This window comes from Bartonella sp. AP1QHHD (assembly GCF_042196265.1).
Lineage (GTDB): Bacteria > Pseudomonadota > Alphaproteobacteria > Rhizobiales > Rhizobiaceae > Bartonella.
Genome location: NZ_JBHIPW010000100.1, coordinates 1 through 12,892 on the forward strand (window position 1 = coordinate 1; position 12,892 = coordinate 12,892).

At 38.1% G+C, this 12,892-nt stretch carries 11 protein-coding genes and 1 pseudogene; 6 read left to right on the top strand and 6 right to left on the bottom strand.

The window, feature by feature from the left end; genetic code table 11:
• Window positions 1–211 precede the first annotated feature (211 nt).
• The 4 genes and pseudogenes from ACFIME_RS08935 to ACFIME_RS08950 form a co-directional block, all read right to left on the bottom strand.
• Window positions 212–412 (bottom strand): helix-turn-helix transcriptional regulator, encoded by a 201-nt coding sequence (locus tag ACFIME_RS08935; protein ID WP_375684827.1) that lies wholly within the window; start codon window positions 410–412, stop codon window positions 212–214.
• 207 nt (window positions 413–619) lie between these two features.
• Window positions 620–1,786 carry a tyrosine-type recombinase/integrase gene (locus tag ACFIME_RS08940; protein ID WP_375684828.1) on the bottom strand — a complete coding sequence of 389 codons (1,167 nt, stop codon included), beginning with the start codon at window positions 1,784–1,786 and terminating at the stop codon, window positions 620–622.
• A 608-nt stretch (window positions 1,787–2,394) separates the two neighbouring features.
• Complete coding sequence (locus ACFIME_RS08945; RefSeq protein ID WP_375684839.1) at window positions 2,395–2,667, bottom strand: type II toxin-antitoxin system YafQ family toxin; 273 nt, start codon at window positions 2,665–2,667, stop codon at window positions 2,395–2,397.
• Window positions 2,668–2,676: 9 nt separating this feature from the next.
• Window positions 2,677–2,957: pseudogene (locus tag ACFIME_RS08950) on the bottom strand (type II toxin-antitoxin system RelB/DinJ family antitoxin).
• Window positions 2,958–3,234: 277 nt separating this feature from the next.
• Here ACFIME_RS08950 and ACFIME_RS08955 point away from each other — a divergent pair.
• The 3 genes from ACFIME_RS08955 (at window position 3,235) to ACFIME_RS08965 (ending at window position 6,281) form a co-directional block, all read left to right on the top strand.
• Window positions 3,235–4,197, top strand: coding sequence for an L-threonylcarbamoyladenylate synthase (locus ACFIME_RS08955; protein ID WP_375620641.1), 963 nt, complete (start codon window positions 3,235–3,237; stop codon window positions 4,195–4,197).
• Between the two features lie 2 nt (window positions 4,198–4,199).
• The gene (locus tag ACFIME_RS08960; RefSeq protein WP_375661872.1) at window positions 4,200–5,609 is read left to right on the top strand and encodes an FAD-binding oxidoreductase; all 1,410 of its coding nucleotides are present in this window, start codon (window positions 4,200–4,202) and stop codon (window positions 5,607–5,609) included.
• A 144-nt stretch (window positions 5,610–5,753) separates the two neighbouring features.
• On the top strand, window positions 5,754–6,281 hold the full coding sequence (locus ACFIME_RS08965) for a DUF6101 family protein (protein WP_273787899.1): 528 nt from the start codon (window positions 5,754–5,756) through the stop codon (window positions 6,279–6,281).
• Window positions 6,282–7,433: 1,152 nt separating this feature from the next.
• Here ACFIME_RS08965 and purD read toward each other — a convergent pair.
• Entirely contained in the window at window positions 7,434–8,708 is a 1,275-nt protein-coding gene (purD, locus tag ACFIME_RS08970; protein ID WP_375684829.1) for a phosphoribosylamine--glycine ligase, read from the bottom strand.
• A 90-nt stretch (window positions 8,709–8,798) separates the two neighbouring features.
• Between purD and ubiA the strand changes: the two genes are divergently transcribed.
• Window positions 8,799–9,803, top strand: a complete 1,005-nt coding sequence (ubiA, locus tag ACFIME_RS08975; RefSeq protein ID WP_375634211.1) for a 4-hydroxybenzoate octaprenyltransferase — start codon at window positions 8,799–8,801, stop codon at window positions 9,801–9,803.
• A gap of 238 nt (window positions 9,804–10,041) precedes the next feature.
• On the opposite strand, the gene pdxH is transcribed toward ubiA, so the two are convergent.
• Window positions 10,042–10,665 (bottom strand): pyridoxamine 5'-phosphate oxidase, encoded by a 624-nt coding sequence (pdxH, locus tag ACFIME_RS08980; protein WP_375611119.1) that lies wholly within the window; start codon window positions 10,663–10,665, stop codon window positions 10,042–10,044.
• A gap of 324 nt (window positions 10,666–10,989) precedes the next feature.
• Between pdxH and ACFIME_RS08985 the strand changes: the two genes are divergently transcribed.
• Both ACFIME_RS08985 and fabI read left to right on the top strand, forming a co-directional pair.
• Complete coding sequence (locus tag ACFIME_RS08985; protein ID WP_375661874.1) at window positions 10,990–11,895, top strand: DnaJ C-terminal domain-containing protein; 906 nt, start codon at window positions 10,990–10,992, stop codon at window positions 11,893–11,895.
• Window positions 11,896–12,022: 127 nt separating this feature from the next.
• Entirely contained in the window at window positions 12,023–12,841 is an 819-nt protein-coding gene (gene fabI / locus ACFIME_RS08990; protein WP_273787904.1) for an enoyl-ACP reductase FabI, read from the top strand.
• The last annotated feature ends 51 nt before the right edge of the window (window positions 12,842–12,892 follow it).

The following is a 12,892-nucleotide window of genomic DNA, read 5'->3' on the forward strand; positions in this document are numbered from 1 at the left end:
CAACCTTCCCATATGTCGTCCTGGTGCTGTCATGCCTCAGCGAAGTGTTGAGAGACGCTTAAATAGCCCTTATTGTAAAAAGCATTCAGAACAACTTGAATGCAAACCTTAAGTCTTGCTTCAGCAGAGAAAGCTTTGAATTTACACCAAATAAAGCTCTAGGTTGATGAGTTTGAGAAAGCCTTGTCCGTCCTTACGTGACAAGGTTTTTTTATGCCGCGTCAGTTTGACGTTGCTGTTTTGCTTGCTCGATGACATTCAAAAGATCCGATTGTAACCAACGTGATAAAAAACCAAATTTTAAAGGTTTTGGGAGAGAGCCATTGGTAACATGACGCCGGAATGTTGAAACACTCATATGAAGCAATTTTGCACTTTCACGGTCTGTCAAAAGAATATCATTTTCTGTCATTCTAAAATCCTTTCACTATAAAAACAAAAACAAATCATAACCATTTATTAACCACATTTTGGTTCCTTTTTGAAGGTATTTTATTTATAGAAAACAATATTTTATCATATAATTTCTGATGTAATACGTGATGAATCTTATTGAGAAAGAATGAGAGACAAGAGAGCTAAAGTTATCCACAGATAATGGGGTTATTCACCCCATATTTTAGGTCTGACCCGTGACATAAGCCGCCCATTTATCCATATAGACACGGCGCTGTTCTAGATAGTCAGTACGACGATAGGAGCGCTCTACTTGTCCTCCTACTGTATGACTTAGAATAGTTTCAGCGACCTCATAGGGGGCATCGGTTGTTTCTGCTAGCCAATCGCGTAAACTAGAGCGAAAACCATGGGGGCAAGCTTCAATTTTATTTTTTCTCATATACGCCGCCATCATCGTATGTGAAAGAGGACCACGACCGGTAAGTGAAAAGATGAAATCACTTTTAGAGATACAGCGGGCTTGTTCAATTACTTTTATTGCTTCAGATGATAGGGGCACGCGAAACTCTGTTGTGGCATCACGCTTGCCTTTCATATTCTCAGCAGGGATTGTCCATATATCACCTTCAATCTGATCTTCACGAATATGACGCAAAGGGTTGGTACGAACGCCTGTCAGGATAAGCAGACGCAAAGCTAAATGTTTTATAGTTGTTGTTTTGCAGAGAAATTGGTAAAAAGCCGGCACATCTCTCCAATCCATGGCTGGTAAGCTTTGTTTTTTATGACGTTGTTTGCCTAAGAGAGCGCGTGCTTTTTCTACTGCTTGTAAATCAACATCTAACCCTAATGCAGCCGCATGTTTGAGACAAAGATTAAGACGCATTAGTGCTGTTCGAGCAGTTCCAGCTTTTGTATGCCAAATAGGGGCAAGGGTATCGCGTATCTCTGTTTGCGTAATCTCTGAAACGGGCAGACAGCCTAATTTAGGCAGAATATGGAGGCGTAAATGTAAAAACCAATTACAAGACTCACCATCATTCTTTAATTCAGCTTTACGGCTTTCAAAAGCATCTAGAGCAATATCTTTTAAATAATGGAGATTGCGCATTGCCTCACGCTTTTGTTTGTTGCGTTCTTTAATAGGGTCACGCCCCTCACGTAAAACAGCCCGCCACCTAGTTGCCAATTCACGGGCTTGTTTTAAAGAAACATCTCTTAAAGCACCCAAGCCCATTTCGCGACGCCGACCATGAATGGTATAACGATAAAGCCATTGAGCACCACCATCTTTACGCTTATGGAGAAGCAAGCCGGCACCATCATTATATTTGCCAGCTCCCAATGTTGCGACAGCCCTTGCATTAAGACGATTCATAAGAACCATTTTTACTCCTTTCTTATACAAATTTGATCCACACACTCATCCCACTTGTTATGTGCAAATAGTGGTTTTGATTGATTCAAGATAAACAGATTTAAAATGAGAGAATCTTACGTTATTCGGGACTCTCACTCAACATACAAAACAGTGAATTGTCATTATAAATCAATGCATTACACACTGGTTGCGCGACAAATAAATATGTTTCTTCTTGTGTTGGCTGGTTACCTATTTATTTAAGCCGGCAAGATCTGAACACCATTAGCTCAAACTTAGCAAGAGAGATCTTAAAGCATAACAAGCAGGGTCAACGCTTGTGTGGGTGGAAACATGGTTAGAAAAAAAATCCAAAAAACACACAGAGCTTACAGAAGCAGAAAAAGAAATGCTTCAAGAAATGATCATCATCTATCAAAGCGTGAAAATGATGTCTCGCTTGATGAAGTGGATAGCATTTTTTCTTTTTTTGCTTATCCTTGATTTTGCATGCCTCATGGATGCGATAGACAACATCTTCGCTCATTTGAAGCAGTGGTTCTCAAAGAATTAGAAAAACTGTCATACAAGCAAAAACTTCGAAAAATTCTTTTTACTATGAATTGGAGATCCAATCATAAGCGTAGTTCAGAATGCAAACGAAGTCGTAAAAGCTCGAGTGTTTTGGTATTCGGCTTTCGATAGATCAAAACTAAATCTGGCTTGATATGACAATCACGACAATTGCGCCATTGACCTGTTAGCGCATGATCTCTCCAATGCGCTTTTAGCGGTTCATTCTCCGCTAACGCTTTGACCACAAGCAGCAAATCCTTCTCTAGTGTATTAGCATACCTACCTTTGCTTTCACGTTTAAGATCAGACCGGAATGAACGCGTATAGACAATATAGCAAGCTTAGGTTTTCTTTTCAGATTTACGCATTTCGGTTCTATCTTCGCGTATCATGGTCCTTAAGCTGTCTAATGATGTACGTTCGACGCATCCCATTTCGGCATCCTCGATAGCTCGTAATGTTTCCGGATTTGGTTGAAAGATCCAAGCGGTAATGTTCGATCTCTAGCAATGCGGGTCATAAACATGTGTACTGCATCCGATACAGTTAAACCCGTAGACTTAATAACTGCACCTGCAATTTTTTGAACTTGATCAGGTATGCGGGCTTGAATTTTCCCCATTTCTAAATCCCCTATTCAATTGTAGTACAATGTACTGCACGTTAAGTCTATGTCAAGAGTTTCAACAATAGCTTTTCACAAGAGAACTTAGCAAAATTCAAAAAATTATTAGAGAAAGTTAGAAGAATAAGATATGTTTTGTAGAAGAATATTGGAAAATCCTATTCCCTAACCTTTATTTATGAACCCCATACTTTTAAAAACATATAAATCAATGTGATATATGAATATAAAAGAGCATAATATCACTAAAAGAGTGTTATAGAAATGATGTGTCATGACGATTCTACCACTCGATAGTGCTTCGATAAGAGAGGCAATAGCGCTTCTTGAACAAGGGAAGTTAGTAGCATTACCAACGGAAACTGTTTATGGATTAGCGGGCGATGCAACCAATGGGAGGGCAATTTCTTCTATTTATTCTACAAAGGGTCGTCCGCAAATTAATCCTCTTATTGCGCATGTCAGCGGCATCGAAATGGCGGAACGTTATGTTAAAATTGACTTTCTTTCACGCCAATTAATGGAGGAATTTTGGCCAGGGCCTTTGACATTGGTTTTGCCTTTAAAGGAACAGCATAATATCCATCCTTTAACAACCTCTGGTTTGAATACCTTGGCTGTTCGTTTTCCAGACAGTCGTTTTGCGGAAGTGGTACAACATTTTGGCCGCCCACTTGCTGCTCCTAGTGCGAATCAATCGGGGCGTCTTAGCCCTACTTCAGCTGAGGCTGTTTTTGCATCTTTGGGGGAATCTGTTCCTTTGATATTGGACGGAGGACCTGCTAAAATAGGGCTGGAATCAACGATTATTAAAATTTGTGGTGAAAATATTTATCTTTTGCGTCCAGGGGGGCTTGCGGCTGATGAAATTGAAGAAGTTGTGGGGAAGCCTTTAAAACGGATAGATCAAAGGGCGGCGATTGAAGCTCCTGGGATGTTAAAGTCGCATTATGCTCCCAATGCCACGGTTCGTTTGAATGTAGAAAAGGTGGAAAATGGTGAAGCACTTTTAGCATTTGGTTCAAAGCGTGTTATGGGGGCTGAAAATGCCGTTTCTATTTTAAACCTTAGCGAAGATGGAAAGTTAGAAGAGGCAGCCTCTCATTTATTTCAATATATGAAGGAATTAGATTCATTTAAAGTGAGATGTATCGCAGTAGAACCTATTCCATTATACGGGTTAGGGGAGGCTATCAATGATCGTCTTATACGGGCTGCGGCTCCAAAGGAGAAATGAACATGGAGCAGGAATTAATTGAAGGGTTTAGGGAAATTGTTGGTGCTAAGCATGCTATAACAGATCAAGCGTTGATTGCACCATATTTGCTTGAAGAGCGTGGGCTTTTTCATGGAAAAACACCTTTACTTTTACGTCCATCTTCTTGCGCACAGGTCTCATTGATTATGCAGCTAGCGAGCAAAACACGCACACCGATTGTGCCACAGGGTGGAAATACAGGGCTTGTGGGGGGACAACAACCAGATGAAAGAGGAGGGAGCGTTCTTTTATCCATGGAACGATTAAATAAGATTAGAACTATAAATCTTGAGGGAAATTTTGTTGTTGTAGAGGCTGGTGTTATTTTACAGGATTTACAGAAAAAAGTGGATGAATCAGGTCGTTTTTTCCCTCTTTCTTTGGCATCTGAAGGTTCTTGTCAAGTAGGAGGAAATCTTTCGTCGAATGCTGGAGGGACAGCTGTTTTAGCCTATGGCAATATGCGTGATCTTTGTCTTGGTTTGGAAGTTGTTTTACCAGATGGCCGTATTTTAGATGATTTGCGTTTTGTTAAAAAAGACAATAGTGGTTACGATTTGAAAAATCTTTTTATTGGTGCAGAAGGCACATTGGGTGTTATAACCGCAGCCGTTTTGAAGATGTTTCCAAAAATAAAAGGAAAAGCTGTTGCTTTGGTGGGATTATATAGTCCGGCGAAGGCTTTAGAGTTTTTATCTCTGGCTCAAGAATATGGAGGAGGGATGTTGACAGGTTTTGAGCTCATGGGAAATCTCAGTTTGCAAATGGCTTTAGATTATAAGATGTGTGAGAAGCCTCCTCTTCAGCGGGAGCATGAATGGTATGTATTAATGAACATTTCATCATTGCAAGGCGATGATGAGGCGTTATCAGTACTGAGTATTATTTTAGAAGAAGCTTTAAAGAGTGCGGTGATAGAAGATGCAATTGTTGCACAATCTTTAAAACAGCAAGATTTTTTTTGGCAGTTGCGTGAAAGTATATCCTATGCACAAAAGTTAGCAGGAGGGTCCATTAAGCATGATATTGCGGTTCCACTTGCTTCTATTCCTGATTTTATTGCTGAGGCAGCGCTTATTGTTGAAGATATTTCTCCAGGAGCACGGGTGATTTGTTTTGGACACATGGGCGATGGAAATTTACATTATAATATTACACAACCTGTAGGAGCTGATACAACGGTGTTCTTGCAGTTATGGTCAAAAATGAATCATCGCATTCATAGTTTAGTAATGGACTATAGAGGTGCATTTTCTGCTGAGCATGGAATTGGTCAGCTTAAGCGCGAAGAACTTCGTTCTTTTAAATCGCCTGTCGCATTGGATATTATGCAAGGGATTAAAAAAACGCTCGATCCTTTAGGGATAATGAATCCCGGAAAAGTATTATAATTCAAGAATAGTGATCATGTATTTTTGTTTAGATTTTAATAACCAAAAAAGAAACCAGTTGTTTTTTATTCAAACTTTTAATAATCCAATGAGAAAAAGCTGCTAAAGGGTGTATGTTATTTAAGATAAATTGGGATAATGTATATGGCTAATCAATGCTTTAATCAGGCAAAAGCGGTGCTTGAATTTCGGTTAGATCCGTGCCATTTGCCACAAACGACGACATATTTTTCATCCAAAACGGGTAATCAGGTTATTTGTTCGTTAAATGAGCGTGGTGTTTCTTTTAAAACGGATATGCCTTCAAGCTTATCGCATTTAATACCCCCTTATCATTTCCAAGGAATTGCAGCACGTACCGTAAAAACGCGTTCAGGAGAAAGAGCTGTTGCATTAGAATTACTTCATGCTGATGAGGAAGCTTGTATACCGCTTTTGGTTTCCAGAGATTTGAATAATGTTCTTCTGGATTGGCGATTATGGGCGGATACTTATGGCCTCCCCATGCTTATGATCAATGAAGATAATCGCATTCTGGTTGTAAAAGATCGTTCTGATTTACATCGTTTTTTTGGTACAACAGCACATTCTAAACAAAAGCGTTTCTTACTTCGTTATAGCAATCCGTTAGGCTTGCGTTTGGTGATTGCGAATCGAGTTGCACTCCAGTAATATTAATATGCATTCATTTTTGTACTACCGTAAGCATTTATCTTGTTGTGCCGTAAAACATCGTTGTTTGGGCGGTAATATAAGGCATGTAAACTTCATACATGAAGTATTTTTAGAGGACATGGCGAATATTCTTAAATGTCGGTCTTTGTGTAAGTGAAGCATATGAGTGGGAACCAAGAGGAACCTGCTCAATGAGAATCCAGATGTTTCCAGATGGGATTTGGTGTGACTGTTGGTTCTTTAAGGCAAAGAGGAAGTCAATGATTGTAAATGAGAATTTTTTGACACCATATATTTGCAGCAGGAATCGGTTATGTTAAACGCTTTTTTCGGAGAGGTAAAAACGGTTTTCATAACAATAGAAACCGTTTTTTTGGCGGTGTAATTTTTGGTTTTTGCCACATCATTAAAACACCAGAAGATTGCTGGAAGTGTTTTTGATTTTTTTAATAAATCATTTCTCCATGTTGAATGAGAGCTTTGAATATTGCAAAATATTCTTATTTCATCTCTCTCCTATAACCAAAATCATTTTTTTGCACGTTATAAGAAGGATTAGAGTGTGGATAAAAATCATTAAAAAAGAGTAAACACTCTCTGATAAAGCGTTTAGATAGAAAGAGTTATCGTAATATTGAGAGTTGGAAAATACAATGATGGTATCGGTTTTTATCTTTATTCAAGAAAGATGGCAGAATGGGTTTATACTATTTGCAGGTAGTATCGTAAAATGGGAGTGACGAGCATGAGAGGTATTGTTTAAGAATTTGTACGTGAATAACATCAGTATCTTTTTTTTGGCATTTTATTTTTCGTAAAAGCGGAATTTCATTAAAAAACGCAATAAATAAAAGAAATGATAGTATATATGTTTTTCTTCAGGGTTTTATAAGAAAGTGTTTATAAAAGTGATGAGAAAATACGTTTAAAGTAAATACAACAGTAAAATGATCAGTTTATATGACAGTGTCATATTCAGAGAAACTTCCTATTTTATCATGAGTAGATATCCTATTTACAATATTTGATTGTTCAAACGAAAGCACACTCATTTTTTCAAAATTATAGTCAACGTAAAACAGTAAGAAAATTTGTGTATCATGCTCTTATATAAAATAATCAAATCGTAAAAAAGAATATTCAAATAATTTAGTTTTCTCGTGCAATGGCTCTCCATCCGATATCACGACGAACAAAACCTTCTGGCCAATCAATACAATCAACAGCTTCATAAGCACGTTTTTGTGCGTGCGTAATCGTTTTTCCTGTTGCTGTTATATTGAGAACACGTCCACCATTTGCAATGAGTTCTCCATCACGCAATACTGTACCAGCTTGAAAAACTTTCACATCGGGAAGAGTTTTTACTTTATCAACGTTACGGATAACAGTACCTTTTTGGGGAGAGTCTGGATAACCATTAGCAGCCATAACAACGGTGAGAGCAGTTTTTTCAGACCATCGAAGAGGCTTATTTTCAAGTTTTCCTTGAGCTGCAGCAAGAAAAATTGGCAAAATGTCATCTTTGAGGCGCATCATTAAAACTTGACATTCAGGATCACCGAATCGTACGTTAAATTCAATTAATTCGGGTCCTTTTTGCGTTATCATTAATCCGACGAAGAGAATACCTTTAAAGGGGGCACCCATTTCTTTCATGCTTTTTAAAGCTGGTTCAACAATTTCTTTGAGAGTACGATTCACTATTTCTTGGGTCATGATGGGCGCTGGTGAATAAGCACCCATACCACCGGTGTTTGCTCCAGTATCCCCATCACCTACACGTTTATGATCTTGAGCAGATCCAAAAGGAAGAACAACTTTACCATCACAAAGGCAGAAGAAGCTTGCTTCTTCACCTTCAAGAAAAGATTCTACAACAATTTTGTTTCCTGCATCTCCAAATGTACTTTTGAAGCAGGCATCAACTGCGTTAAACGCTTCTTCCATAGTTGTTGCAACCACGACACCTTTGCCAGCTGCTAAGCCATCAGCTTTAATAACAATGGGAACACCTTGTTGCTGAATGTAAGCTTTAGCTTTAGAGGCATCATTAAAGCATTGGTAACTTCCTGTAGGAATGTTATTCTTCCGACATAAATCTTTTGTAAAGGCTTTTGAACCTTCTAGTTGAGCAGCTTTTTGAGTAGGACCAAATACACAGATGTTAGCGCTATTAAGAGAGTCTGTTATACCCGCCACCAAGGGTGCTTCTGGTCCTACAATTACAAGATCAATAGAATGTGCCTTACAAAAATCAATAACAAGGGGATGGTCATCAATGTTCAAATTAATATTTTCACCAAATTCTGTTGTTGCAGGATTTCCAGGAGCACAATATAACTTTGTTAGCAGTGGTGATGCTGCTATTTTCCATGCTAAAGCATGTTCTCGTCCACCTGAGCCAATAAGAAGAATATTCATTGCTTGCTCCTCTCATAAAAGATAATTAATCTCATCCTCTTCTCATAAGAATGAAATGTCTCTATCGCAAGACCAAAGGTAAATCATTTGATGAAAAAAAATAAAAATATCGCGCATGTTCAGTCCTATGATAGCCAAGGACGGGTTATGGATGCATCTTCCAAACAATGGGTCTACAGCTTCCTTCCCCGTTCTTTATGGTTTTATGCGCAATTGGCGCGTTGGGATCGACCTATCGGTTGGCAATTGTTGATGTGGCCTTGTTTTTGGTCAACAACAATGGCTTTTTTCTCTTATAACATGCATTACGATACTCTTTTATCAATGTTTCTTCATTGGGTTTGGTATCTTTTTCTTTTTTTTCTGGGATCTATTGCTATGCGAGGGGCAGGATGTACTTGGAATGATCTTATTGACCATAAAATTGATGCTCAGGTAGAAAGGACACGTTCTCGCCCATTGCCAACAGGTCATGTGAGTCGGTTTCAAGCGAGAGTTTTTATCCTTGTGCAATGTTTTGTTGGTTTAGTCGTTTTATCACAATTTAATAGGTTTAGTTTTTTTCTAGGTATTTCGTCATTGATAGCTGTTGCATTTTATCCTTTTATGAAACGCGTAACATATTGGCCGCAGTTTTTTTTAGGCGTTGCATTTAATTGGGGGGCATTAATGGGGTGGGCTGTTGTCTTTGGAAGTTTAAGCTGGGCACCAATCTTGCTTTATGTGGGATCAATTTTGTGGACCATAGGATACGACACAATCTACGCACATCAAGATAAAGAAGATGACGTTACTGTTGGTGTCCGTTCTACGGCTCTTCTTTTTGGTAAAGCAACCAAGCGTGCTTTAGTATTTTTGTATGGTGGTTTTGTGATGTTCGTTAGTCTAGCATTTTATTTAGCTGGAGTCCCTGTTCTTAGTTTTTTGGGGATTTTTGTGGCAAGTATCCATATGTTTATTCAAATTAAAGTCATTGATATAGATGATAGTTCACAATGCCTCAGGCTTTTCAAATCTAATTCGCTTATTGGTTTTGTGATTTTTTCTGGTTTAGTATGTGGGGGTATATGGATGATATTTTATCCTGCGGTCTAAAAATAAGTTAGCTAAAATCATAGTTTCTACTGAATACAGTATGTTTTTTTTTAATAAGCTTGTTGCTAATCTATTTTTAAGCAATACAGTAGAAAATATCACCAATTAACCTTTACAGTGAAAATAAAATTCTTCTATTTAAATAGAATAAATCATCTTCTTTTAGAATTTTTCGAATAAAAAATATTTGTTTAATTGTTGCGAAGAAAAAATCTTCATAACGATGAAGTTTGAAGGATTAGGGATAAAGTTTTTGTCTTTTCCAATCGCTGTGTTCAACACAATCCCGTGTAAAAAGCAAACGATCATGTAAACGAAATGGGCGATCGCACCAGAACTCTATAGAAAGGGGTTTAACACGAAACCCAGACCAATAAGGTGGTCGTGGAATATTGCCTAGAGCATAACGCGCAGTATATTGAGCAATTGCTTTTTCGAGCACAAAACGATTGTCTAAAGGTTGAGATTGTTTAGAGGCCCATGCACCAATTCGACTACCACGTGGTCGCGATTGGAAATAGGCATCGGCTTCCTGTTGACTTACTTTTTCAACGATTCCTCTAATTCTGACTTGACGACGGAGTGATTTCCAATGAAAACCTAAGGATGCTTTCATTGATTTTAAAATTTCTTGTCCTTTACAGCTTTCATAATTGGTATAGAAGACGAATCCTTGGGGACTGTAGTCTTTGAGGAGAACCATACGAACATTAGGGAGTCCTGTTTCGTCAACTGTTGCTAATGCCATAGCATTCGGATCATTTATTTCACTTATCGTTGCCTCTTCAAGCCACTTTGCGAAAAGTTCAAAAGGTTTTTGCATTTTCATAAAATGATCATCTGTTGGTATTTTTGTGCTCATAGTTTCTCCAAATATCAGTGAGCATGGGTGAGGCATTTCTCATTTACTTTATCATCAAGAAGTTACAGTACTATTTTTTCTTATTTTCAAAAAGCCAATGATATCATGTATTTCTATGGTAGTTTAATTATTTTTACTTTAGCATAGACTACAAGGAGCTATATTAAATAAATGTCTCATTTTATCTGGTATTTTAGTTTATTGATAGACATATAAAGAGAAAAGAAGAAATTATTCTTTAGAATAGACTGATGAAGCTATAAGGGATATTGAACAACGTATCAGTTGATATTTTGAAAACGAAGAAATTGAAAAGAGGGCAATATGCGTGATCCCTACACGATTCTGGGTGTGGCACGTACCGCAAAATCGCAAGAGATTAAATCGGCATTTAGAAGATTAGCGAAGAAATATCATCCAGACCATAATAAAGATGATACAAAGGCTAAAGAGAAATTTGCTGAAATTAATCAAGCCTATGAAATTATAGGTGATAAAGATAAAAAAGCACAATTTGACCGCGGTGAAATTGATATGGAAGGAAAACCGCTTTATCAAGCCTATGGTGCTGGTGAAAATTTTAACAATAAACAAAATCCCTTTTCAGGAAGAGCAAAGGGATTTGATTTTTCCTCTTCAGGTGGTGCAAGTTTTGATGCGAGTGATATTTTTCGGGATCTGTTTGGAGGAGGTGGTAGCTTTTCGAATTCCACACACTATAACCGTCCCCAACAAGGAGCTCATGTTCGTGCTAATCTTGCCATAACATTAGAGCAGATGGTTGGCGCAGAAAAGGTGGAGGCTGTTTTTCCAAATGGAAAAAAGTTAAAAATTAAACTTCCAGATTATATTGAAGACGGACAGACTATTCGTTTAAAAGGTCAGGGAGAAGAGGTACCTCACGGGCAAGCAGGAGATGCGTTGATAACCATTCAGATTCAAAAACATCCTCGTTTTCGGGTTGAAGGAAGAGCACTCCATCTTGATTTACCAGTTTCTCTTAAACATGCTGTTTTGGGAGCAAAAGAAGAAGTTGAGACGTTGGAGGGGCGTGTGGTTTTAACGATTCCTGCGTGGTCAAGTTCTGATCGCGTTTTACGGTTGAAAGGGAAAGGGCTTCGTTTAAAAAATGGTACAAGAGATGATCTTTATGTGCATGTTCGCATTATGTTGCCGGGAGATGAAAATGCCGCCGCACTAGAACAGTTTTTGCAAATGCAACAAGATTAATTTTAAAAATTTTATATATAAAAGCGTAGTTTTTGTTTGATTTTAAACCAATTGCTTGAAGAAAAAGTTGACCTGTGTCATAGGCAGGTGAATAATACTAATTTTAAGTAACAATGGGGCAGTGCTGATGGCTAAGGGTAATGGTTTATTGTACGGTAAGCGTGGTTTAATTTTGGGGTTGGCCAATAATCGCTCCATCGCTTGGGGAATCGCTAAAGCGGCAAGTAGCGCAGGGGCAGAGCTTGCTTTTACCTATCAGGGTGAAGCAATGAAAAAGCGTGTCGAGCCTTTGGCTGAAGAATTAAAGGGATTTGTTTGTGGACATTGTGATGTTTCTGACAGTGTCTCTATTGATACGGTCTTTAGAGAAATAGAGAAGAAATGGGGAAAGCTTGATTTTTTAGTTCATGCTATTGGTTTTTCTGATAAAGATGAATTAAGTGGTCGTTATATTGATATCAGCGAATCAAATTTTATGATGACGATGAATATTTCCGTTTATTCCCTAACAGCTCTAACGAAGCGTGCAGAAAAATTGATGCCAGATGGTGGTTCAATCTTGACACTAACCTATTATGGTGCAGAAAAGGTTGTTCCCAATTATAATGTAATGGGCGTTGCCAAAGCCGCTCTTGAAGCGAGCGTGAAATATTTAGCGGTAGATTTAGGTCCCCAAAATATTCGTGTTAATGCTATATCTGCTGGACCAATTAAAACGTTAGCGGCTTCTGGTATTGGTGATTTTCGTTATATTTTAAAATGGAATGAATATAATGCTCCATTACGTCGTACGGTAACAATTGAAGAGGTTGGTGATTCTGCGCTTTATTTTCTTTCAGATTTGTCTCGTTCTGTTACCGGTGAAGTCCATCATGTCGATTCGGGTTATAATATCATAGGTATGAAAGCAGTTGATGCCCCAGACATTTCTGTCGTTAAAGAATAAAGTTTGGTTTATAAGATTTTATTAGACAGCAGTAATTTGACCAAATTTAAG

What these genes read in the sequence shown, in the direction of transcription:
- ACFIME_RS08935 (WP_375684827.1), bottom strand. Translation starts at nt 412, where the DNA reads ATGACAGAAAATGATATTCTTTTGACAGACCGTGAAAGTGCAAAATTG.
- ACFIME_RS08940 (WP_375684828.1), bottom strand. Translation starts at nt 1,786, where the DNA reads ATGGTTCTTATGAATCGTCTTAATGCAAGGGCTGTCGCAACATTGGGA.
- ACFIME_RS08955 (WP_375620641.1), top strand. Translation starts at nt 3,235, where the DNA reads ATGACGATTCTACCACTCGATAGTGCTTCGATAAGAGAGGCAATAGCG.
- ACFIME_RS08960 (WP_375661872.1), top strand. Translation starts at nt 4,200, where the DNA reads ATGGAGCAGGAATTAATTGAAGGGTTTAGGGAAATTGTTGGTGCTAAG.
- ACFIME_RS08965 (WP_273787899.1), top strand. Translation starts at nt 5,754, where the DNA reads ATGGCTAATCAATGCTTTAATCAGGCAAAAGCGGTGCTTGAATTTCGG.
- purD (WP_375684829.1), bottom strand. Translation starts at nt 8,708, where the DNA reads ATGAATATTCTTCTTATTGGCTCAGGTGGACGAGAACATGCTTTAGCA.
- ubiA (WP_375634211.1), top strand. Translation starts at nt 8,799, where the DNA reads ATGAAAAAAAATAAAAATATCGCGCATGTTCAGTCCTATGATAGCCAA.
- pdxH (WP_375611119.1), bottom strand. Translation starts at nt 10,665, where the DNA reads ATGAGCACAAAAATACCAACAGATGATCATTTTATGAAAATGCAAAAA.
- ACFIME_RS08985 (WP_375661874.1), top strand. Translation starts at nt 10,990, where the DNA reads ATGCGTGATCCCTACACGATTCTGGGTGTGGCACGTACCGCAAAATCG.
- fabI (WP_273787904.1), top strand. Translation starts at nt 12,023, where the DNA reads ATGGCTAAGGGTAATGGTTTATTGTACGGTAAGCGTGGTTTAATTTTG.